At 60.1% G+C, this 21,330-nt stretch carries 19 protein-coding genes; 4 read left to right on the top strand and 15 right to left on the bottom strand.

Going from position 1 to position 21,330, the window contains the following annotated elements:
• Positions 1-3 precede the first annotated feature (3 nt).
• The 5 genes from B0B52_RS09835 to oxc form a co-directional block, all read right to left on the bottom strand.
• Complete coding sequence (locus B0B52_RS09835) at positions 4-1,704, bottom strand: NADH-ubiquinone oxidoreductase-F iron-sulfur binding region domain-containing protein (protein WP_077593447.1); 1,701 nt, start codon at positions 1,702-1,704, stop codon at positions 4-6.
• A gap of 49 nt (positions 1,705-1,753) precedes the next feature.
• Positions 1,754-3,001 carry a formyl-CoA transferase gene (frc, locus tag B0B52_RS09840; protein ID WP_077593448.1) on the bottom strand — a complete coding sequence of 416 codons (1,248 nt, stop codon included), beginning with the start codon at positions 2,999-3,001 and terminating at the stop codon, positions 1,754-1,756.
• A gap of 121 nt (positions 3,002-3,122) precedes the next feature.
• The gene (locus tag B0B52_RS09845) at positions 3,123-3,569 is read right to left on the bottom strand and encodes a PAS domain-containing protein (RefSeq protein WP_077593449.1); all 447 of its coding nucleotides are present in this window, start codon (positions 3,567-3,569) and stop codon (positions 3,123-3,125) included.
• 113 nt (positions 3,570-3,682) lie between these two features.
• Positions 3,683-4,954, bottom strand: a complete 1,272-nt coding sequence (gene frc, locus B0B52_RS09850) for a formyl-CoA transferase (protein ID WP_077593450.1) — start codon at positions 4,952-4,954, stop codon at positions 3,683-3,685.
• Between the two features lie 28 nt (positions 4,955-4,982).
• Positions 4,983-6,701 (bottom strand): oxalyl-CoA decarboxylase, encoded by a 1,719-nt coding sequence (gene oxc, locus B0B52_RS09855; RefSeq protein ID WP_077593451.1) that lies wholly within the window; start codon positions 6,699-6,701, stop codon positions 4,983-4,985.
• Positions 6,702-6,895: 194 nt separating this feature from the next.
• Between oxc and B0B52_RS09860 the strand changes: the two genes are divergently transcribed.
• Positions 6,896-7,504: a Crp/Fnr family transcriptional regulator gene (locus B0B52_RS09860; RefSeq protein ID WP_077593452.1), complete on the top strand. Its 609-nt coding sequence runs from the start codon at positions 6,896-6,898 to the stop codon at positions 7,502-7,504.
• A 37-nt stretch (positions 7,505-7,541) separates the two neighbouring features.
• Here B0B52_RS09860 and B0B52_RS09865 read toward each other — a convergent pair whose 3' ends face one another.
• The 4 genes from B0B52_RS09865 to B0B52_RS09880 all read right to left on the bottom strand — a co-directional run bounded on the left by B0B52_RS09865 (position 7,542) and on the right by B0B52_RS09880 (position 11,636).
• Positions 7,542-8,375, bottom strand: a complete 834-nt coding sequence (locus B0B52_RS09865; protein ID WP_077593453.1) for a cytidylate kinase family protein — start codon at positions 8,373-8,375, stop codon at positions 7,542-7,544.
• 17 nt (positions 8,376-8,392) lie between these two features.
• Positions 8,393-9,922, bottom strand: coding sequence for a tripartite tricarboxylate transporter permease (locus tag B0B52_RS09870; protein WP_077593454.1), 1,530 nt, complete (start codon positions 9,920-9,922; stop codon positions 8,393-8,395).
• A gap of 52 nt (positions 9,923-9,974) precedes the next feature.
• The gene (locus B0B52_RS09875; RefSeq protein ID WP_077593455.1) at positions 9,975-10,496 is read right to left on the bottom strand and encodes a tripartite tricarboxylate transporter TctB family protein; all 522 of its coding nucleotides are present in this window, start codon (positions 10,494-10,496) and stop codon (positions 9,975-9,977) included.
• A 117-nt stretch (positions 10,497-10,613) separates the two neighbouring features.
• The gene (locus B0B52_RS09880) at positions 10,614-11,636 is read right to left on the bottom strand and encodes a tripartite tricarboxylate transporter substrate binding protein (protein WP_077593456.1); all 1,023 of its coding nucleotides are present in this window, start codon (positions 11,634-11,636) and stop codon (positions 10,614-10,616) included.
• Between the two features lie 310 nt (positions 11,637-11,946).
• Between B0B52_RS09880 and B0B52_RS09885 the strand changes: the two genes are divergently transcribed.
• A complete protein-coding gene (locus B0B52_RS09885; protein ID WP_077593457.1) occupies positions 11,947-12,837 on the top strand; it encodes a hypothetical protein in 891 nt (296 codons plus the stop codon).
• A gap of 92 nt (positions 12,838-12,929) precedes the next feature.
• Here the strand turns inward: B0B52_RS09885 and B0B52_RS09890 are convergent, their stop codons facing one another.
• The 6 genes from B0B52_RS09890 to gcl all read right to left on the bottom strand — a co-directional run bounded on the left by B0B52_RS09890 (position 12,930) and on the right by gcl (position 19,161).
• Complete coding sequence (locus B0B52_RS09890) at positions 12,930-13,940, bottom strand: 2-dehydropantoate 2-reductase (protein WP_077593458.1); 1,011 nt, start codon at positions 13,938-13,940, stop codon at positions 12,930-12,932.
• 21 nt (positions 13,941-13,961) lie between these two features.
• The gene (locus tag B0B52_RS09895) at positions 13,962-14,729 is read right to left on the bottom strand and encodes a fumarylacetoacetate hydrolase family protein (protein ID WP_077593459.1); all 768 of its coding nucleotides are present in this window, start codon (positions 14,727-14,729) and stop codon (positions 13,962-13,964) included.
• 9 nt (positions 14,730-14,738) lie between these two features.
• Positions 14,739-15,113: a hypothetical protein gene (locus tag B0B52_RS09900; RefSeq protein WP_139351883.1), complete on the bottom strand. Its 375-nt coding sequence runs from the start codon at positions 15,111-15,113 to the stop codon at positions 14,739-14,741.
• Between the two features lie 476 nt (positions 15,114-15,589).
• Positions 15,590-16,516: a 2-hydroxy-3-oxopropionate reductase gene (gene glxR, locus B0B52_RS09905; RefSeq protein ID WP_077593460.1), complete on the bottom strand. Its 927-nt coding sequence runs from the start codon at positions 16,514-16,516 to the stop codon at positions 15,590-15,592.
• A gap of 30 nt (positions 16,517-16,546) precedes the next feature.
• A complete protein-coding gene (gene hyi / locus B0B52_RS09910; RefSeq protein ID WP_077593461.1) occupies positions 16,547-17,326 on the bottom strand; it encodes a hydroxypyruvate isomerase in 780 nt (259 codons plus the stop codon).
• Positions 17,327-17,364: 38 nt separating this feature from the next.
• Positions 17,365-19,161, bottom strand: coding sequence for a glyoxylate carboligase (gene gcl / locus B0B52_RS09915; protein ID WP_077593462.1), 1,797 nt, complete (start codon positions 19,159-19,161; stop codon positions 17,365-17,367).
• Positions 19,162-19,305: 144 nt separating this feature from the next.
• Between gcl and B0B52_RS09920 the strand changes: the two genes are divergently transcribed.
• Both B0B52_RS09920 and B0B52_RS09925 read left to right on the top strand, forming a co-directional pair.
• Positions 19,306-20,214 (top strand): LysR family transcriptional regulator, encoded by a 909-nt coding sequence (locus tag B0B52_RS09920; protein ID WP_077593463.1) that lies wholly within the window; start codon positions 19,306-19,308, stop codon positions 20,212-20,214.
• 103 nt (positions 20,215-20,317) lie between these two features.
• A complete protein-coding gene (locus tag B0B52_RS09925; protein WP_077593464.1) occupies positions 20,318-21,274 on the top strand; it encodes a LysR family transcriptional regulator in 957 nt (318 codons plus the stop codon).
• Positions 21,275-21,330: the final 56 nt, after the last annotated feature.

Below are 21,330 nucleotides of genomic sequence, written 5' to 3' on the forward strand. Positions count from 1 at the left end.
TGTTCAGGCCGCCAGCTCATGAGGGAAATATTTGACGACGCAGTCCATTGGATTCGGCGCTGCCTGGCCCAGGCCGCAGATCGATGCATCGCGCATGACCAGCGACAGGTCTGCCAGCAAAGCCAGGTCCCACTTGGGTTGCTCCATCAGGTGCGCAGCTTTTGCGGTGCCGACCCGGCAGGGTGTGCACTGGCCGCAGGATTCATGATGGAAAAACCGCATCATGTTGCGTGCAGCGTCTGTGGCGGTGTCCTTGTCGGACAGCACCATCACGGCGGCTGATCCGATGAAACAGCCATAGGGCTGCAGCGTGTCGAAATCCAGTGGGATGTCGCCCATCGTCGCAGGAAGAATGCCGCCTGACGCTCCGCCTGGCAGGTAGGCATAGAAGGTCTGGCCCTCAAGCATGCCGCCGCAAAATTCGTCGATCAACTCGCGAATGGTGATGCCGGCAGGTGCCAGTTTCACGCCCGGTTCCCTGACCCGGCCCGAGACCGAGAAGGAGCGCAGGCCCTTGCGCCCGTTGCGGCCGTGCGAGGCAAACCACTCGCCGCCTTTTTCCAGGATGTCTCGCACCCAGTACAGGGTTTCGAAGTTGTGTTCCAGCGTCGGGCGGCCGAACAAACCGACTTGGGCCACATAGGGTGGGCGCAGGCGCGGCATGCCGCGTTTGCCTTCAATCGACTCGATCATGGCCGATTCTTCACCGCAGATGTAGGCGCCGGCACCGCGGCGCAGCTCGATCTCCGGCATACCAGCCATCAGCGGAGAAGCCCTGAGTTTGGCGAGCTCGGCTTCCAGCATGGTGCGGCAGCCGTGGTATTCGTCGCGCAGGTAAATGTAGATTTTCTCGATGCCGACGGCCCAGGCAGCGATCAGCATGCCTTCGAGGAAACGGTGCGGGTCGCGCTCCAGGTAGACGCGGTCCTTGAAGGTGCCGGGTTCGCCCTCGTCGATATTCACCGCCATCAGGCGCGGGCCCTGCTCGGCCCGGACGATGCGCCACTTGCGGCCCGAAGGAAACCCCGCGCCACCGAGGCCGCGCAGGCCGGAGTCTTCCATGGTCTTGATGACCGATTCGACCTCGCGGCCACCCGAGATGCATTGCTTGAGCGGCGCATAGCCGCCAGCCGCCTGGTAGCTGGAAAAGTCGACAAATCCCGAAGGAACGTGTTGCACAGCACCGGCCGCGACGGTGGCCATGATGGTTTCGCAACTGGCATTCGGCACCGGGTTTTGTCCCACCACGGCAGCGGGTGCCTGTTCGCAGCGGCCCACACAGGGCGCTGCGATCACGCGCACCTCGCGTCCCAGTAAGGCTGGGAGCCTGGCCAGCAAGTCTTTGGCGCCGGCCATTTCGCAGGACAACCCGTCGCAAACCCGCACGGTGAGTGCTGCCGGAACGGCTTCGCCTTCCTTGACCACGTCGAAGTGATGGTAGAAGGTCGCCACCTCGTAGACCTCGGTCTGGGCCAGCCGCATTTCCTGCGCCAGTGCGGCCAGGTGGGCCGCCGACAGGTGGCCGAAATGGTCCTGCAGCTTGTGCAGGTGTTCGATCAGCAAGTCAGCCTGGCGTGACGCGTTGCCCAGCAGGCCCTGCACGTCGGCCAGCGCCGCCGGGTCTACGCGGCGGCCCTTCGGGGCCTGGCGTTTTCGCTGCTTGGAGGCGTCAATGACGGCAATCGGAATGATGGGGTGGTTCATGGGGGGGCTTGCTGTATGGCTGGCGTCGTTGGCTTGGAGGCCGTTCCGGTCAGATGACGCGTTCGGTTCGTAATTCGGCGATGTACTCGGGGCTGTAGCCCAACTGCGCAAGTACTTCGTCGGTGTGTTCGCCCAGCAGGGGGGAGCGCGTGACTTCGGTTGCGCTGTCCGACATCTTGATGGGGTTGCCCACGGTCAGATATTTGCCGCGCACCGGGTGGTCGACTTCGACGATGGTGCCGGTCGCGCGCAGGGCGGGCTCATCGGCGATTTCCTTCATCGAGAGAATCGGTCCGCAGGGGATGTCGTATTTGTTGAGGATTTCCATGGCTTCGAACTTGGTCTTGGTCATGGTCCATTTTTCGATGCGAGCGAAGATTGGTTTCAGGTGCAGCAGGCGGGCGGCGGGCGTATCGAAAGCTTCGTCGGTGATCCAGCCTTCCTCGCCGATCACCTTGCAAACGGCCGGCCACACGGCGGCCTGGGTGATGAAGTAGATGTAGGCGTTGGGGTCGGTCTCCCAGCCCTTGCACTTGAGCACCGAGCCGGGCTGGCCGCCGCCGGACGCATTGCCGGCGCGCGGCACCGCGTCGCCGAACTTGCCGTCCGGGTACTGCGGGTACTCGTGCATGGTGCCGGTACGCGCGAGCCGCTGCTGGTCGCGCAGCTTGACCCGGCACAGGTTCAGCACCGCGTCCTGCATGGGTGCCAGCACCTTCTGCCCACGACCCGTGGTGTTGCGCTGGTACAGCGCTGCGACGATGCCCAGCGCCAGGTGCAGACCGGTGCCGCTGTCGCCGATCTGGGCACCGGTGACCAGCGGCGGGCCGTCCTCGAAGCCTGTGGTGGAAGCGGCGCCGCCGGCGCACTGTGCCACGTTCTCGTACACCTTCAGGTCCTCGTACGGGCCGGGGCCGAAGCCCTTGACCGAGGCGACGATCATTCGCGGATTGATCTTGTGGATGTGCTCCCAGGTCATGCCCATGCGGTCCAGCGCGCCGGGGGCGAAGTTCTCCACCATCACGTCGCAGGTCTTGATCAGTTCGTCCAGGACTTCCTTGCCCTTGGGTTTCTTCATGTCCAGCGTGATCGAGCGCTTGTTGTGGTTCAGCATCGTGAAATACAGGCTGTCCGCACCGGGGATGTCGGCCAGCTGCCCGCGCGTCGCGTCGCCTTCACCGGCGCGTTCGACCTTGATGACATCGGCGCCGAACCAGGCCAGCAATTGGGTGCATGTGGGACCCGACTGGACGTGGGTGAAGTCAAGGATGCGAACGCCGTCTAACGCTTTGCTCATGAAAATTCCTGCTGGGAGTTGAAAATGGGTTACTCGTTCATGGTTACAGCCATGTGGCCGGCCCTCCGGCCGGTTCAACCCCTATATTAATCATCGTGCCCGGTTTTGCCTTGCCGTCCGGTCAGGGCGCACTGGCTGGAGGGGCAAGCTGGCTTTCCAGCTCCATCAGGCGTTTGCGCAGGTTGCGGTCCTCTGCGAAGCGGGTGGTTTCATCCCGGATCACCGCAACGATGGCCGACACCTTTTTGTCCGGCGTATACAGCAGTGCCACGGTGAAGGCGATGGATAGCCCGTGCCCGTCCTTGTGCACGGCCGGCACGCGCAGCACGTCGTTGCCGTACTTCGTCTGCCCCGTGGCCATGGTTTTCTGGTAACCGTCCCAGTGGCGCTGCTGCTGGCGCTGCGGAATGATGATGTCGAGCGACTGGCCCAACGCTTCTTTTTCCGTGAAACCGAACATGCGCTGCGCAGCCGGGTTCCACAAGGTGATGGCACCGCTGGCGTCGGATGCCACGACGGCATCGCCGACGGCCTCTACGAGCTGCTTGAAGTCGATGGTTGCTTGCATGGGGTTCCTCCTGGGGCTGACAAATAAGCTGGTTTGGTCCTCAAACAAAGACGGCGCTCAACTTGAACGCCGTCTTTTCAAGCCATCAAGACCGGTGAGTCAAATGACTGCGGTCAAACCGCTTTCGCAGTGTGCATGGCCGCAATCTGGGCTTTGCTGTAACCGAGTTCAGCCAAAACCTCATCGGTATGCTCGCCCAGCAGGGGCGATGCCGTTACTTCGGGCTTGGTGTCAGAGAACTTGATCGGGCTGCCCACGGTGAAGTAGCTACCGCGCACTTTGTGCGGTACTTCAACGATGGAGCCACTGGCGCGCAAGGATTTGTCATGCAACAAATCCTTCATCGACAACACGGGGGCGCAAGGAATATCAAACTTGCGGAAGATGTCCACGGCTTCGAACTTGGTCTTGTCAGCGATGAATGCTTCAATCGTGGCGAAGATGTCCATGATGTGCGGCTGGCGTGCTTTGGCCGTGGTGTAGGCGGGGTCGGTTTTCCACTCGGGTTTGCCCAGTGCGTCGCAGATCGGCTCCCAGGCGTGACCCTGGACCGTGAAATAGATGTAGGCGTTGGGATCGGTCTCCCAGCCTTTGCATTTCAAAATCCAGCCGGGTTGTCCGCCACCGCCGGCATTGGCGCCACGCGGCACCACGCCGTCTTTGAAGGCTTCCATTTCATGCGGGTATTGCGGGTACTCTTCCAGGTAGCCAAGGTTGTCCAGACGCAACTGGTCGCGCATTTTGACGCGGCACAGGTTGAGCACACTGTCCTGCATGGACACGGCGACTTTTTGACCCTTGCCAGTCTTCTGGCGGCCGATATAGGCCGTCAAAATACCGATGGCCAGGTGCATACCGGTATTGCTGTCGCCCAAAGCGGCAGACGAAATGGTGGGACCCGAATTCTCGCCCTTCCAGTAGCCGGTGGTGGACGCTGCGCCGCCTGCGCACTGGGCCACGTTTTCGTAAACCTTCAGGTCTTCGTAGTGGTGGCCGTCAGAGAAACCCTTGACGGATGCCAGAATCATTTTTGGGTTGAGTGACTGGATGTGTTCCCAGGTGAATCCCATACGATCCAGCGCGCCGGGACCAAAATTCTCGACCATCACGTCGGATTCCTTGATGAGCCTCTCCAGCACTTCCTTGCCTTCGGGCTTTTTTGTATCCAGCGTCAGGCCGCGCTTGTTGCTGTTGAGCATGGTGAAGTACAACGCGTCAGCGCCTTCGATGTCACGCAACTGGCTTCGGGTGACGTCGCCAGAGCCAGGACGCTCGACCTTGATCACGTCAGCGCCGAACCACGCCAGCATCTGAGTGCAGGCGGGACCGGCCTGAACGTGGGTGAAGTCGATGATCTTGATGCCTGCGAGTGGTTTGTTGCTCATTTTGATTTCTCCTTGGGATGACTTTGGATTACTTCTTTGCCGCAGCGCTTTGCGGATTCAGGCTGGTGATTCGACCGCTTTCGGTTCCTGCTGTCTCGTCGATGATGGCGTTGATGAGGGTCGGCTTGCCGGACTTGACCGCCTCGTCCAGCGCTTTGGCCAGCTCGTCTGGCGTATTGGCCAGAACGCCCACGCCACCGAAGGCCTGCATCATCATCTCGTAGCGTGCATTCTTGACGAAAACGGTGGGAGCTACATCGCCGCCGCGAGGATTCACGTCGGTGCCCTTGTAAATGCCGTTGTTGTTGAAGACGATGACACAAACCGGGAGGTTGTAGCGGCAAATCGTTTCGACTTCCATGCCGCTGAAACCGAAGGCGCTGTCGCCTTCGATAGCAATGACGGGTTTACCCGTAACTACGGCGGCGGCGACGGCAAAGCCCATGCCGATGCCCATGATGCCCCAGGTGCCGACGTCGAGGCGCTTGCGCGGTTCATACATGTCGACAATGCTGCGTGCGAAATCCAGCGTGTTTGCGCCTTCGTTGACGACGATGGCATCCGGTCGCGCCTTGACGGCATTGCGGATAACGTTCAGAGCACTGTGGAAGTTCATCGTCGGCGGATTGAGTGCCAGCGTTGCCGCCATCTTGGTCAGGTTCTTGTCCTTGCGTTCGGCGATTCCCTGAGTCCACTCGGTCGGCGGTTTGGCCCACTTTGAGCCCAGGCCTTCCAGCAATGCGGAGACGCATGAACCGATGTCGCCGACCAGCGGTGCGGCGATAGGCACGTTGCTGTCCATTTCGGTCGGCGAGATGTCGATCTGGATGAACTGTCGGGTGTCCGCGTTCGGGCCGCCCCAGGTCTTGCCTTTGCCGTGCGACAGCAGCCAGTTCAGGCGCGCGCCGACCAGCATTACCACGTCGGCTTCGGCCAGCACGTGGGAGCGGGTGGCTGAAGCCGACTGGGCGTGCGTGTCGGGCAGCAAGCCTTTGGCCATCGACATCGGCAGGTAGGGAATACCGGTCTTTTCGATCAGGGCGCGAATTTCGGCATCGCACTGCGCATACGCGGCACCCTTGCCAAGAACGATCAAGGGGCGTTTGGCACCTTTGAGCAGGTCGAGGGCGCGTTTGACAGCCTCGGGGGCAGGGATCTGCCGAGGAGCGGGGTCGACGACCTTGATCAGTGATTTTTTGCCGGCGGCGGCGTCCATCGACTGGCTGAACAGTTTGGCCGGGAGGTCGAGGTAAACGCCACCGGGGCGGCCGGACAGCGCCGAACGGATGGCACGAGCGATGCCGACGCCGATGTCCTCTGCGTGGAGAACGCGAAATGCTGCTTTGCACAATGGCTTGGCGATCGCCAACTGGTCCATTTCCTCGTAATCGCCTTGCTGCAGGTCGACGATCTCGCGCTCGCTGGAGCCGCTGATCAGGATCATGGGGAAGCAGTTGGTCGTGGCGTTGGCCAGCGCGGTCAGTCCGTTGAGAAAGCCTGGGGCCGACACGGTAAGGCAAATGCCGGGCTTTTGCGTCAGGAAGCCGGCAGCTGCGGCGGCGTTACCGGCGTGCTGCTCGTGACGGAACGAAATCATGCGGATGCCTTCGGCCTGAGCCTTGCGCGTGAGGTCGGTGATCGGGATGCCGGGCAGAGCGAAGATCGTGTCGATGCCGTTGAGCTTCAAGGCATCAATGACAAGATGAAACCCGTCAGTTTGCTTCTGTGATTGAGTGTCGTTTGTCATGTTGAAATGTCTCTTCGTTTGACTTCGATAAAGGTTGAGCAACGCGGCGGCGCCTCACTGGCGAGCAAGGCTCGCTACGCCGTCCGGTTATCATAGGAATCGCTTCGGATTTCACCCTTGACCGCGGTCAATTTTCGCTGTATTCAGACCGCTTGAACGAGTGCGATCTGCCTTCTGCTCAACCCTGCCCATTCATGTCATCCATACCAGACCATCCCGAGAGAAACGTCATTCGCGTCCAGTTGGGGCAGAACGTCGTTCTGAAGGGGATGACGGCGGAACAAAGCGCCGAACTTGAGTCACACCTGGTCATCGTCGACGGTCAGAAGGGCGATTTCCTGCTGCAGCAGGGGGTCCACGAGATGGAGCAATACTTCATCCTGGAAGGCATCCTCAAGCGGGTAGTGACCAACGAGCAGGGCAAGGAGATGATTCTTCGCTTTGCCGACGAGCGTGACATGGAAACCAGCTACGCGGCCTGGCGCCTGGGTACGCCCACGCCTTACAGCACGGTTTGCGTTACCAAGGTTCGGGTGGCCAAACTGCCGCTGCCGGAATGGGTGGCTTTCCTGGAGCGGCACCGCGCGCTCAAGGAGTCTTTCGAGTACAGCGTCATGCGCCTGATGAGCGAAATCATGGCCCATACCATCACGCTGCACCTGCTGGATGCGCCGGGGCGCGTCAAACGGTTTCAGCGCAAGCATCCCGAGTTGTTTGACCGGATCCCGAAAAAGGAACTGGCGTCTTACCTGAACCTCTCCGCAGAAACCCTGAGCCGGCTCAAGCAGCGCGGCAAGATCTGAGTACTGCCGCTTTGGCTGCAGGCGCGGAGCGTCCACGTCAGGTTTTGGCAGAGGCGAATCGGCGGCTTGAAACCATCACGCGCAATTGATTGTCGACGTTGACAGTGCCGGCCACGGTGCTGGCAACACGGGCCGCTTCCGTGCTTTCGCGTGGATTGATCACAATTCCGCTGAGCACCGCCTTGCCATTTTTTGACTCGACGTTGATGTTGACGTCGCGCGTCGATTCATGGTCTTTCAGCGCCGCACGGATGCGCGCGTTCAGCGCCAAGTCGGCCAGCATGGCGCGCGACTCCGCGGTTTCCTGGAACTCCGGCCGACTGGCCAGCTGCCGGATTTGCTCCACGCAGCTTTCAACCGACAGGCGGTCGGTGTTCAATACCAGATCGTAGAGAAGCGGATCGCCCCAAGTCACGCCGAACTGGTCGTGCATGCGGGACGCATGCGCACTGTCGCTGCGCTGTACCTCGGCCTCGGCAAAAGCCTCGTCGTCTGTTCCGAGGTGGTCCATCAGCCACGCCACGCGCTGCTTGAATGGGCGGGTGACCCGTACCCTCAGGACATGCCGCACCGGACGCAGCAGGCAGGTCGCACCCCAGCCGCGCAGCACGATACTGCCCTTGCCGGCCAGATCGAAAACTTCCTGCGCTGTGTACACGGCCACACGCTCCCGGTCCGTTGTGAGGCGCTCGACGAGGCCAGCCTTGCCCTCACGCAACCTGCTGATCAGGCTTCCAGGCACGTGCATCCTGCCCGCCACGTGCTCCAGGACCTCGTGACGCATGATGTTCAACTTGGCAGTCTGGGCGAGTTGCAGGGAGACGTCCTTGGCGAGGGACCCCATCTCCTGGGTCATGGCAATGACGGGCATGGCGTGTTCTCCTCAATTCAATCGACAGGCTGTTCTGCTGCGAATCCCGCACGTTTGGGAGGGCGAATTTTGGCCAGGACGCGTGCCACCAACGGCCAGAGCAGCAGGATGATCGCCAGCGTGCTGATGCCGCCGACCAGCGGGTTGGACCACAGGATGGACAGTTCGCCCTGGGAAACCAGCATTGCTTGACGGAAGGAATCCTCGGCCTTGTCGCCCAGCACCAGGGCCAGCACCAGCGGCGCCAGCGGATAGTCCAGTTTCTTGAACAGGTAGCCAATCACGCCGAACAGCATCATGAACCAGATGTCCAGCATGGCGTTGTGGACGGTGTAGGCACCAATGGCGCAGATCACCACGATCACCGGGGCAATGATGGAGAACGGGATGCGCAGGATCGAGGCAAACAAGGGCACCGTGGTCAGCACCACGATCAGGCCGACCAGGTTACCCAGGTACATGCTGGCGATCAGTCCCCAGACGAAGTCTTTTTGCTCGACAAACAGCAGCGGTCCGGGCTGCAGGCCCCAGATCAGCAGGCCACCCAGCAGCACGGCGGCGGTTGGCGAACCGGGAATGCCCAGTGCCAGCATGGGCAGCAGGGCGCTGGTGCCGGCGGCGTGGGCCGCTGTCTCGGGAGCAATCACGCCCTCGATCTGGCCTGTGCCGAACTTCGCGCCGTCCTTGGACATCTTCTTGGCTACGCCGTAACTCATGAACGAAGCGGGGGTGGCGCCGCCGGGGGTGATGCCCATCCAGATGCCGATCAGCGAACTCCTGATGGAAGTTGCCCAGTACCTCGGCAGTTTTTTCCAGGTTTCAAACACCACCTTGGGATCGATCTTGGCGCTTTTGCCGGAAAAAGCCAGGCCTTCTTCCATCGACAGCAGGATTTCACCGATGCCGAACAGACCGATCACGCCGATCAGGAAATCGAAGCCGCGCATCAGGTCAGGAATGCCGAAGGTCAGGCGCAACTGGCCAGTGACCGTGTCCATGCCGACTGCCGCCAAGGCGAAACCGATGGCCATGGAAGCCAGGATTTTGAAAGGGGAGCCTTTGCCCATGCCCACGAAGCTGCAGAAGGTCAGCAGGTACACGGCAAAAAATTCAGGAGGGCCGAACTTGAGCGCGAATTTGGCTACCAGAGGGGCCAGGAAGGTGATCATCACCACGGCAACGAAGGCACCAATGAACGAGGAGGTAAATGCCGCTGTCAGGGCCGCGCCCGCCTGTCCGTTCTGGGCCATCGGGTAACCATCGAAGGTGGTGGCAACCGACCAGGGCTCTCCCGGTATGTTGAACAATACCGAGGTGATCGCGCCCCCGAAGAGCGCCCCCCAATAAATGCACGACAGCATGATGATGGCCGATGTCGGCGTCATGGTGAAGGTCAGGGGCAGCAGAATGGCCACACCATTGGCGCCGCCCAATCCGGGGAGCACCCCGATCAGGACGCCGAGCACAATGCCCACCACCATCAAGAGCATGTTCATCGGCGTCAGGATGACGCTGAATCCGTGAAAGAGCGAGTTTAGTTCGTCCATGGAGATATCCGGTCGGTAAAGTTCAATAGTCTGGTGCTGGGGTCGGAAGGGCTCAGTAGCCCAGGAAGCTCAGGAGGTCGAATTGGCCCTTGAACAGGGGTACCTTGAACCAGACCTCGAACATGAAGAAAAACAATACATTCACGGCCAGCGCGGTGATTACGCTTTTGACCCGGGAGTACTTGCCCAGGATGATCATGAACAGGGCGATGTAAAGAGCTGAAGCCACATACAGGCCTATGAACTGCACAGCCAGCACGTAGACAAGGGCGGGCAACAGCACGGACAGGACGCGCTTGAGCTGCTCGCTGTCGACAAAAATCTCGGTGTTCCTGTTTTTTCCGAACAAGGCCGGGATCATGATGCCGACGCCGGAAATGCAGAGGATGGCGCCGATGTAAAACGGAAAATAGCCAGCACCGGGGCCATCGCTGGTCCAACCCGAGCCGAGTTTCCAACTGCCCTGGATGACCACAGCCCCCAGGACCAAGATGAGAAATGCCACGATGGCTTCAATGACATTGGTGGCGACGCCCGTGCGCTGCTCGGTGCCGGATAGATCGTTTGGCTCCATCGGGAACTCCTGCTGAGTAATTGAATAGCCCTGGATCGGGCGAACAGTGATTGGGGTGGCAGGTCCGGCCGAAGCGATCAGACCTGCGGTGGAAGGCCTCCGCGGGAGGCTTTCCCTTTATTTCGCGATGAAGCCCGCTTCCTTCATCAGCTCGCGATGCCGCTGCTCGGCGCTACCGAGCCATTTCCCGAACTCGTCGCCTGACATGTTTGTCTGGTTGAAAGCACCTTTTTCCATGTAGTCTTTCCACTCAGGGGTGTCGCGGACTTTCTTGAGCAGGGTCAGGTAGAACTCAAGCTGGTCTTTTGACACGTCCGGCGCCATGAAGATACCGCGCAGCATGGTGTAGTCGGTGGGCACGCCTGCTTCCTTGCAGGTGGGAATGTCGCTCCATGACTGGGTGTCCGTCACCTTGGTCTTGTAGGTCATGCGCTTGTCGTCAAACACGCAGAGCGCACGCAGCTGGCCGGCGCGCCACTGGGCAACAGCTTCGATCGGGTTGTTTACCGACGAGTCGATATGTTTGCCGACAAGCTGCACCGCCACTTCACCGCCGCCCTTGAACGGGACGTAAATGAACTTGGTTCCTGTGGCTTGTTCAATGCCGACAGTGATGATCTGGTCTTCCTGCTTGGAGCCGGTGCCGCCCATCTTGGTTTTGCTGGGTCCGCCGGTCTTGACTGCGGCCAGGTAGTCCTTGGCTGTTTTGTGCGGGCTCTCGGCATTGACCCAGAGTACGAACTGGTCCAGCGCCATCATGGAGACCGGTGTCATGTCGCGCCAGTTGAACGGAACGCCCGTCGCCAGCGGTGTGGTGAACAGGTTGGACAGCGTGATGATGATTTTGTGCGGATTGCCTTTTGCGCCTTTGACCTCGAGGAAGCCTTCGGCACCGGCGCCGCCGGATTTGTTGACAACAATCAGCGGCTCCTTCATCAGCTTGTGCTTGATGACGATGCCCTGAATCAGGCGGGCCATCTGGTCGGCGCCACCGCCAGTGCCGGCGGGCACAACAAACTCGACCGGCTTGGTTGGCTCCCAGGCCGCATGCGCCGGCGCTGCCATCAGTGCCGCTACTGAGACGGCTGCTGCCGCTGCCGTTGCCAACTCATTCCTGAGGCTTGCAAATTTGACTTTCATCTCGTTGTCTCCTGTTGTTTGGTAACTCTGTCTTGGGCTGGAATTGTTTCCAATGACCACGTCGAAAAGTATGACAGGGGCATGGTCTTACCAAGTGGGGCGAAAAGCTCTTGACAGTGGTCAAGTTTGCTGATTTTTGGAGCCAGCCTAGGGTTTCTCCGGGGATGACGGTTTGAGGTTGTGGAGCGCCGACGAGATAGCGTAACTCCCTAGAAGAAATGGTTACACCCGCAGTAGCATAAAGTTACATAGGTGGGTTTGGCGGGCTTTGCGACGCTCTGCGGGCTCTAGATGAAAAGGCGGAAGGTCCATGAAAAATCAAGTTTTGTTAGCCAGTTTGTTGTCGTGCGGTTTCGCCGTGCAGGCGCAGTCGTGCGAGGGCGGACTCTACCTCAATCCGCAGGTTATTCGCGGCGAAGGATCTTCCCAAACTGAAAGCGCCTTGAGAGAACTGATTGAGTTTGTGCGGCCGACCGGTTTGGCCGTTGCACCTGTCCTCAACATCCGGGAAACCCAGGACGTTCTGACTGCGATCAAGAAGCCTGTCCCTCCATGCTGGGTCTATGGCAATCCGGTCGTGGGCCTGGCTTCGGGCTATCGGCCGGTGGCGATTAACATGGACCCGATCCAGTCGGCTGTATTGATTCTCGCGGACGTGGGTACGGAGAAAGACACCAAGCCGGTCGAGTTGAAAAAGCTTCCCCCCGAGCAGCAGGCCAAAATTCTTGCCAAGCTCAAGGCCACCCCTTGTTTCGGCATGAAAAGCGGCGTGACTACCTCGCTTGTGAAAGCAGAGAATCTCTGTGGCTCGGTGGTCGAGGTGATGCCCCAACAAGGCCTGGGGCAGAGCTATTTGCCAACCAAGGCGGCTTTTCAGTGGCAGGCGGACAAGTGGGTGGGCCTGATTACCCGGCTTCAAACTGCGCAAGGGTCCACCATGAAAAGCCATCACGGCACCGACGATCGCATTCACATGGCGCAACTGTTCATCGTGCCGGCCACCCATCCCAGCTGGGGCTATGGGCTCTATGTCCATAGCAGCGTTCCTGCGGACACTGTGAAAAAGGCTGGAAATCAGTTCATCTCTCTTAAAACGACCAACTCGCTGCTGTTGAAGGCCTTGGACCTTGGCAAGACTTACGAATTTGCCGTTCCTTCCGAAGCGGCTGTCGAAGGGATGAAGAAAGCCCTGGCGCCTTGACGCACGACCTTCACATGCCTCTGTTTCCATTGGCGCTGAGGTCTGTCCAGGGATGATCCGGTCTCCGGGGCGGGAGACACTTTGCGGTGCGATCAGGCGAGGGGTTGAAGCCGCACCTGGCCGCGCTCTTCTTCCATGCTCCTGGCGAGCAGTTTGACCAGCGCGTAGACCGTATCAATGTGGGGCGTCGGCGTTTGCGTAAGCCGCCCGAGTTCCACCACCGATCCCACCAGCGCATCGATTTCCGGCGCGCGGCCGCCTTCGATGTCTTGGAGCATGGAGGTCTTGTGTTTGCCCACTTTCTCTGCGCCGGCGATGCGCTTGTCCAGGGTTACACGGAATTCAACCCCCAGCTTGTGCGCCACTTCCTGCGCTTCGCGCATCATGCTGGCGGCCAGCTCGCGTGAGAGTGGGTATTGGCAGATGTCCACCAGGGTGGAGTGGGCCAGGGCACTGATGGGGTTGAATGTGAGATTGCCCCAGAGTTTGAGCCAAATTTCGGAGCGGATATTGTCCAGCACAGGGGCTTTGAAACCGGCCTTGCCAAAACACTCAGAAATTCGCGTCACACGTTCACTGGCCGTGCCGTCGAGTTCGCCTACAGGAAAGCGGTCACCCTCGATGTGCCTGACCACGCCAGGAGCTACCAGCTCTGAGGCCGGGTAGACCACGCAGCCAATCACGCGGCGTGGCGGGATCATCTCGACCAGCATGCCTGTGGGGTCCACGCTCTGTACCTGGCTGCCTTCGTGCGGGCCGCCATGCTTGTGAAAGTACCAGTAGGGGATGCCGTTTTGCATCGTCACCACCGTGGTGTCGGGCCCGAACAGCTTTGGCATGTCCTGGGCCACGGCTTCCACCTGATGTGCTTTCATGGCGAGAATCACCATGTCCTGCTGGCCGGCTTGGGCATAGTCATTGGTCGCCTTGACGTTACCTGCGACGTGTTCTGTGCCGTCATGCATGATGAGCTTCATGCCATTTTTTCGGATGGCGTCCAGGTTGGCGCCCCGCACGATGAAGGTCACGTCTTCACCGGCCAAGGCCAGTTTCACGCCGACATAGCCGCCAATGGCCCCGGCTCCAATGATCGCAATCTTCACACTTATTCCCCTGCAAAAATGTTATTCGAATCGGTTGCTGAGCTTGCCGATGCCGGTAATTTCGACCTCGACGGTGCTGCCGGGCTTCATGGAGCCGACGCCGACCGATGTGCCGCACAGGATGATATCGCCTGCATACAGGGTCATGTCCTGCGAGATCAGGCTGACCAGTTGTTGCACTGAAAACCGCATGTCGCTGATGGGGTAGTCCTGGCGAACGTCTCCATTGAGAACGGTTTTGACCACCAGTTGCACCGGGTCCAGGCCGGTCGCTATCACCGGGCCGAAAGGGCAAAAGGTATCGAAGCCTTTGGCGCGCACCCACTGGGCAAACGAGGCGTCGCGGTTCAGGATGTCGGCCACCGTCACATCGTTGGCGCAGGTGTAGCCGAACACGTAATCCAGCGCATGGTTCTCGCTAACCTCCTTGCAGGTCTTTCCAATGACGATGCCGAGTTCGCCCTCGAAGACAACCTTGCCATCGCAGGCGGGTTTGCGGATCGTCTTGCCTGGGTCCAGGTAAGAGTTGGGGGATTTGATCAGGTACAGCGGCTCGGCCGGCACGGCCAGCTTGAGTTTTTCGCCCAATGCGTAAAAGTTGTTCCACAGCGCGATGATTTTGCTCGGCTGCGCAGGCATCAGCAACTCGAGGCCGGCCAGTTGCATCACCCGGTCCGTGGGGACTGCGCCGCTGAACATGCTCCCTTCGAAAATTCTGACATGTTCGCCCTCCAGGGTTCCAAAGCGAGTGGTATGGCCGTCCCTGAAGCGCACCCAACGGTTGATCATTCCGAATCCTCAAGTCTGAAGCGAAGTTGGCGTAAACCGGTGTGCTGCCACGCTGCTTTGCGTGTTCCGGCCGCCAGTCGATGCGAGCGAACTGCTGGACCAACCGGCATAGGGTGCCGCGCCTGCCCGGTTGATGGCCATGCTGGCTTGGCAACGGGCCCTGGCGGCTTCGATGGCATCCACCAAAAAGTCGGCCTCGTAGGCGCGCAGCAGGTGCGATTGCTCGTTTTCGAGGTAGTTGCGTACAGCGTCACGGCCTTCGGTTTGCAATCTGGCGAAGGTGGCGGTGTCCCAGTGCCAGCTCAGGCCAAGTTCTTCAAACGCGGCATTGTAGGCGTGGCGAACCTGGTCGGTGGCAGTGTTGTCATGCAAGGTATTAATCATGGGATTCTCCTTTGATGGGGTGAGGCTCTGGAGGCATTTCCGAGTGCGTGATGCATCGGACTTGACGCAACTGTAGAAAGAAACAACGATTAATGATAGTTAAAGTATTTCATGCTATTGATTACTAATAACTAATGGATTGGCAAGATCCGAATATCAGGCGCTCCCGTGTCCTCTATCTAAAGCGTGCCAAGAACTGACTTACTAAACGGTATGCCGGAGAGCTGGCGATTGGTGGAAGTGGTTCTGCGGGTTTGGCCGCGCTCCAGCCAACAGCGCGATCACAGGTGCGGCTTGGAGGGCCGGGTTGAGGCGGGGCCCGCAACGAGGCGCCTTACATCCTGGGGTGGGCGCGGGGAGCGCGTGGCAGCACAGGTCAGATCGCATGTGCCGGTAAGGCAGCCGGTTGTTCGCGCGAGTCGCCTGAGGAAAAAAGAAGCGAGCCCGGCGTTTGCTGTCTGAGCCGCGGCGCACGGTCAATCGGGTCGTTGGCCGATTTCGAAATTGGCCAATTTCTCGAGCGCGCGGACCATGGCCGAGTGGTCCCAGGCTTTGCCGCCGTGGGCCACGCAGGAATTAAACAGTTCCTGTGCGGTAGCGGTGTTGGGCAGCGAGACGCCGAGCGCGCGGGCGCTTGACAGAGCCAGGTTCAAATCCTTCTGGTGCAGCTCGATCCGAAAACCTGGATCAAACGTGCGCTTGACCATGCGTTCACCATGCACTTCCAGAATTTTCGACGACGCGAAGCCGCCCATCAAGGCTTGCCGTACACGTGACGGGTCTGCGCCGGCACGCGCGGCAAACAGCAACGCCTCGGCCACCGCTTCGATGTTGAGTGCCACGATGATCTGGTTGGCCACCTTGGCGGTCTGGCCGTCACCATTGCCGCCGACCAACGTGATGTTCTTGCCCATCAGTTCGAACAGCGGCTTGATGCGTTCGAACACAGCTTCCGGCCCACCGACCATGATGGACAGGGTCGCATTTTTTGCGCCGACCTCGCCGCCTGAGACCGGTGCGTCAAGGTAGTCGCAACCCAGTGTGTTGATCTTTTGTGCAAAGGTTTTGGTGGCTATGGGCGAGATTGAGCTCATGTCCACCACAACCTTGCGTTCACCCGCAGCGCTGGTAGATCCCTTCAGACCGGCGGCAACACCACCTTCGCCAAACAGCGCGGCCTCCACGTCGGGCGTATCGGGGACCATGATGAAGATGATGTCGGCGCGCTCGGCCACGCCGCGGGCATTCACGCATTGCGTGGCGCTGCCACTGGCAATCGTGTCCGGCATCTTGCCGAGGGTATGGACAAACAATTGATGCCCGGCCTTGATCAAATGGCCGGCCATGGGTGTGCCCATGATGCCGAGGCCGACGAAGCCGATTTTCAGGGCGTTGGAGGTCATGTCAAAGTGGTCCTTGTGAAATGGTGTGAGTCAGCTTGTCAAGCGCTGGCGCCAGCCCAGCCCGGCGTCCGTCGTGGTAGCGGGTTTGTATTCGCAACCTATCCAGCCGCCATAGCCGATGCTGTCCAGGTGCGCAAACAAAAATGCGTAGTTGATCTCGCCGGTGCCCGGCTCGTTGCGGCCGGGGTTGTCGGCCAACTGGATGTGAGCGATGCGTGTCAGGTGTTTTTGCATCGTCGTCGCCAGTTCGCCTTCCATGCGCTGCGCATGATAAATGTCGTATTGCACGAAGGCGTTGGCGGCACCGACTTCGTCCAGAATGTCCAGTACCTGTGCTGTGCGGTTCAAGTAGAAGCCCGGAATGTCAAAGGTGTTGATCGGCTCGATCAGCAATTTGAGGTCGGCCTTTTTCAGTTCGCTGGCTGCATACCGCAGGTTATCGACAAAGGTTTTGCGCAGCACGGCGTCACTGGCGCCCGCGGGTGCTTTACCAGCCAGGCAGTTGAGTTGACTGACACCGAGCGCTTCGGCATAAGTGATGGCCTGAGCCACGCCGGAGCGAAATTCTTTCACGCGGTCGGGGTGGCAGGCGATGCCGCGTTCACCGGCTTCCCAATCCCCGGCGGGCAGGTTGTGCAGTACCAGTTGCAAACCGTTGCCATCAAGCCTGGCCTTGATGTCGGCGGCGCTGAAGGCATAGGGAAAGAGGAATTCCACGGCCTTGAAGCCGGCTTTCGCAGCCGGCTCAAAGCGATCGAGGAAAGCGCGCTCGGTGAAAAGCATGCTGAGGTTGGCGGAGAATTTAGGCATGGCTTGTCTGCTGGTGAATGGTGGGTCGTCAATCCTGATTACTCAAGCAGACCGGCTAGCTCCAGGCCTTCACGGCCCTTGGGGTGGCGGCAGTCGATGTCTTCAAATTCGTTCACCTTGTCAATCTCGGTGCCCATGGCGATGTTGGTGACTTTTTCGAGAATCACTTCGACAACCACCGGCACCCTGTATTTGCGCGCCATCACCTGTGCTTCAACCATGGCATCGTTGATTTTTTCGGGGTCGGTCACGCGCAGCGATTTGCAGCCCAGACCTTGCACCACAGCCTGGTGGTCCACGCCGTAGCTGCGCAAATCACCTTCGCCTTCCGGTACGTTCTGGTTCTCGAAAGCCAGCTGCACGCAGTAGTCCATCTCAAAACCACGCTGGGCCTGGCGGATCAGGCCCAGATAGCTGTTATTGACCAGCACCTGTACATAAGGCAGGTTGAACTGCGCGCCGACGGCCAGCTCCTCCATCAGGAACTGGAAGTCATAGTCGCCGGACAGCCCGACAACGGTACGTGTCGGGTCGGCTGCCACCACACCCAGGGCCGCCGGAATGGTCCAGCCCAGCGGTCCGGCCTGGCCGCAGTTGATCCACTGGCGCGGCCCGTACACATTGAGAAACTGCGCGCCGGCAATCTGGCTCAGGCCAATGGTTGTCACGTAAATGGTGTCGCGCGGAAACACCTTGTTCATTTCTTCATAAACGCGCATCGGCTTGATGGGCGTTTCGGTGAAGTGGGACTTGCGATGCATGAGCTTCTTGCGCTCGGCGCAGCGGGCGGCCCACTCGCCGTAGTCAGGCAGGTTTTTTGCTGCCTTGCGTTCGCGCGCGACCTGCACCAGCAGTTCCAGCGCGGCTTTGGCGTCGCTGACAATGCCAAAGTCGGGGTTGAACACCCGGCCGATCTGTGTCGGCTCGATGTCGACGTGCACAAAGGTACGGCCCTTGCAATAGACCTCGGGTGAACCGGTGTGGCGGTTGGCCCAGCGGTTGCCGATGCCGATGACGAAGTCACTGGCCAGCATGGTGGCGTTGCCGTAGCGGTGGCTGGTTTGCAGTCCGCACATGCCGGCCATCATGGGATGATCGTCGGGAATGGTGCCCCAGCCCATCAGCGTGGGGATCACCGGCACACCGGTGAGTTCGGCAAATTCGACCAGCAAATCGGAAGCGTCGGCGTTGATGATGCCGCCGCCGGCGACGATCAGGGGCTTGCTGGAAGCGGTCAGCATGTCGAGCGCTTTTTCGATCTGCTTGCGGCTGGCCGCCGGCTTGTACACCGGCAGCGGTTCGTAGGTGTCAATGTCGAATTCAATTTCGGCCATCTGCACATCAAAAGGCAGGTCGATCAATACCGGGCCGGGCCGTCCCGAACGCATCAGGTGAAAGGCCTGCTGGAAGGAACGTGGCACCAGCGCCGGCTCACGCACGGTCACGCTCCACTTGGTGACCGGTTTGGAGATGGATTCAATGTCCACCGCCTGGAAATCTTCCTTGTACAGGCGCGCGCGCGGCGCCTGGCCGGTGATGCACAAAATGGGGATGCTGTCGGCAATCGCCGAGTACAGCCCGGTGATCATGTCGGTACCGGCCGGGCCGCTGGTGCCTATGCACACACCGATGTTCCCGGCTTTGGCGCGCGTGTAGCCTTCCGCCATGTGCGACGCGGCTTCGACATGCCGCGCCAGGATATGCGTGATCGACTGGCGCTCGCGCAGTGCGGAATAAAACGGGTTGATGGCCGCGCCGGGCACACCAAAAGCTTGGGTAATGCCTTCTTTTTCCATCACCAGAACGGCGGCCATGGCGGCCTTCATTTTTGCCATCGAAGTCTCCTTGAGGGTTGCTGATCGTTGGAGGGATGGTCACGGCGTTGGCTGCTGCGGGGAAGCCCTGTCCCGTGCATTACGCTTATTCCAATCTGGAATAAATGATTGCCGGGCCGGTGTTGCCGTGGTCTACTTGCGGCCATGGACCGCATTCAGGCCATCCGGCTTTTCATTCGCGTGGTCGACCTTGGTTCTTTCAGCAAGGCCGCGGCCGACATGGGTATGGGCCAGCCGTCGGCCACCAAACTGGTGGTGCAGCTGGAAAAGCAGCTGGGTTCGCGCTTGCTCCACCGCTCGACGCGCGGCGTGACGCCCACCGAGATAGGTGCGCTGTATTACGCCAAGTGCAAGCTGATCGCCCACCATGTCGAGGAAGCCGAAACGGTGGCCGCACTGCTGCAGTCGCAGGTGCAGGGCGGCCTTCGAATCACCACCTCGGTGGCGTTCGGGCGGCGTGTGCTGGTGCCGCTGGTCATGCGTTTCATGCAGCTCCACCCCAAACTGCAAATCGAGCTGAACTTCGAAGACCGTTATGTCAGCCTGGTTGAACAGGGCATCGACGTGGCGATCCGGATGGGCCCGCTGGCCGACTCGACGCTGGGAGCGCGTTACCTCGGCATCAATCCGTGGGTGGTGGTGGCTTCGCCCGAATACATCAAAAGGCGCGGCGCGCCGGTCGACCCCGCCGGTCTTGTCAAGCACGATGCATTGATCTACAGCACGGTACAGGGCGACGCCCGCTGGCATTTCACCGGGGCCGAAGGCCATGCGCGCCCGGTTTCGGTGAGCGGGCCCTTGCGCTCGAACAATCTCTCCGCATTGCTGGCGGCGGCCCGCGGCGGCATGGGTGTGGCTGCCTTGCCCAAGTATGTGGCGCATGAATCGGTGCGCAGTGGTGCCCTGGTGCCTGTGCTCAACGACTGGATGCTGCCATCGCAGGAAATCCATGCCGTTTATCCCTCGCCCCAGCTGGTACCGGCCAAGGTCAGCGGCTTTGTCGGCTGGCTGCAAGGCCAGTTCGGCGAGTCATGGTGGACGGACCAGAAATAGCCGCAGCCGAGGCGGGTACAGGTGCCTCGTCATCACGAACAATTACTCATCGCTAAACTATTGAATAAATCAATTAGCAGTAAGTTATGGATAAAAGGACCGAATGAAGAATGCGACGTTGCGCCAGCTCAAGGTTTTCGAGGCCGTGGCCCGCAACCTGAGCTTCTCGCGGGCTGCGGAGGAACTGCACCTGACGCAGCCGGCGGTGTCCATCCAGGTCAAAAAACTGGAGGATCATGCCGGCCTTCCGCTGTTCGAGCAACTGGGCAAAAAAATCCACCTCACACCGGCGGGCGTGGAGATGCTGCATTCCAGCCGCATCATCATCCAGCAGTTCAAGGAAGTGGAAGAGGCCATGGCGCAGTTCAAGGGCGTCTCCGGCGGCAAGCTGAACGTTGCGGTGATCAGCGCCGGTGATTATTTTTTTCCGCGCTTGCTGGTGGAATTCGCACGGCGCCACTCCGGTGTGACGCTGGACTTCGGCGTCTGCAACCGCGAAGAACTCCTGAACCAGCTGACCGACAACCTGACGGATCTGGCGATCATGGTCCGTCCGCCGCTGGACATGGACACGGTGAGCGAGCCTTTTGCGCCGCACCCCTACGTGGTGGTGGCTGCCCCCGACCATCCGCTGGCGGCCAAAAAGCGCATTCCCCTGTCGCGCCTGGCAAGAGAGCCGTTTGTGGTGCGCGAGAAAGGGTCCGACACCTGGAACTCGATGCAGGAAGGTTTTGGTGATCACCTGGCCGATCTCAATATCGCGATGGAAATCAAGAGCACGGAGACCATCAAGCAGGCGGTGATTGCGGGCATGGGTGTGAGCTTTCTGTCGGCACACACCATCAGCCGCGAACTCCAGGTTGGCAGCCTGACGGTGCTTGATGTGCAGGGCTTCCCGTTGATGCTTCACTGGTACGTGGTGCACCGCCGCAACAAGCGCCTGACGCCGGTGGCGCAGGCCTTCAAGATTTTTTTGATGAGCGACGGCGGCGCGCTGATCGAGCAGACCATCGGCTTTCGCCCTAAGGTCGTCACCCGCCCTAAACCGGTCGCACGCTAGAAAAAAATCAGCGCAGGTAACTACGCACCTCGCATTAGAGGAGCAGCAATGCCAGC

Source organism: Polaromonas sp. A23, assembly GCF_002001015.1.
In the GTDB taxonomy this organism is placed as follows: domain Bacteria; phylum Pseudomonadota; class Gammaproteobacteria; order Burkholderiales; family Burkholderiaceae_C; genus Polaromonas.

Coding starts and splice junctions, on each gene's coding strand:
- B0B52_RS09835 (WP_077593447.1), bottom strand. CDS start 1,704: ATGAACCACCCCATCATTCCGATTGCCGTCATTGACGCCTCCAAGCAG.
- frc (WP_077593448.1), bottom strand. CDS start 3,001: ATGAGCAAAGCGTTAGACGGCGTTCGCATCCTTGACTTCACCCACGTC.
- B0B52_RS09845 (WP_077593449.1), bottom strand. CDS start 3,569: ATGCAAGCAACCATCGACTTCAAGCAGCTCGTAGAGGCCGTCGGCGAT.
- frc (WP_077593450.1), bottom strand. CDS start 4,954: ATGAGCAACAAACCACTCGCAGGCATCAAGATCATCGACTTCACCCAC.
- oxc (WP_077593451.1), bottom strand. CDS start 6,701: ATGACAAACGACACTCAATCACAGAAGCAAACTGACGGGTTTCATCTT.
- B0B52_RS09860 (WP_077593452.1), top strand. CDS start 6,896: ATGTCATCCATACCAGACCATCCCGAGAGAAACGTCATTCGCGTCCAG.
- B0B52_RS09865 (WP_077593453.1), bottom strand. CDS start 8,375: ATGCCCGTCATTGCCATGACCCAGGAGATGGGGTCCCTCGCCAAGGAC.
- B0B52_RS09870 (WP_077593454.1), bottom strand. CDS start 9,922: ATGGACGAACTAAACTCGCTCTTTCACGGATTCAGCGTCATCCTGACG.
- B0B52_RS09875 (WP_077593455.1), bottom strand. CDS start 10,496: ATGGAGCCAAACGATCTATCCGGCACCGAGCAGCGCACGGGCGTCGCC.
- B0B52_RS09880 (WP_077593456.1), bottom strand. CDS start 11,636: ATGAAAGTCAAATTTGCAAGCCTCAGGAATGAGTTGGCAACGGCAGCG.
- B0B52_RS09885 (WP_077593457.1), top strand. CDS start 11,947: ATGAAAAATCAAGTTTTGTTAGCCAGTTTGTTGTCGTGCGGTTTCGCC.
- B0B52_RS09895 (WP_077593459.1), bottom strand. CDS start 14,729: ATGATCAACCGTTGGGTGCGCTTCAGGGACGGCCATACCACTCGCTTT.
- B0B52_RS09900 (WP_139351883.1), bottom strand. CDS start 15,113: ATGATTAATACCTTGCATGACAACACTGCCACCGACCAGGTTCGCCAC.
- glxR (WP_077593460.1), bottom strand. CDS start 16,516: ATGACCTCCAACGCCCTGAAAATCGGCTTCGTCGGCCTCGGCATCATG.
- hyi (WP_077593461.1), bottom strand. CDS start 17,326: ATGCCTAAATTCTCCGCCAACCTCAGCATGCTTTTCACCGAGCGCGCT.
- gcl (WP_077593462.1), bottom strand. CDS start 19,161: ATGGCAAAAATGAAGGCCGCCATGGCCGCCGTTCTGGTGATGGAAAAA.
- B0B52_RS09920 (WP_077593463.1), top strand. CDS start 19,306: ATGGACCGCATTCAGGCCATCCGGCTTTTCATTCGCGTGGTCGACCTT.
- B0B52_RS09925 (WP_077593464.1), top strand. CDS start 20,318: ATGAAGAATGCGACGTTGCGCCAGCTCAAGGTTTTCGAGGCCGTGGCC.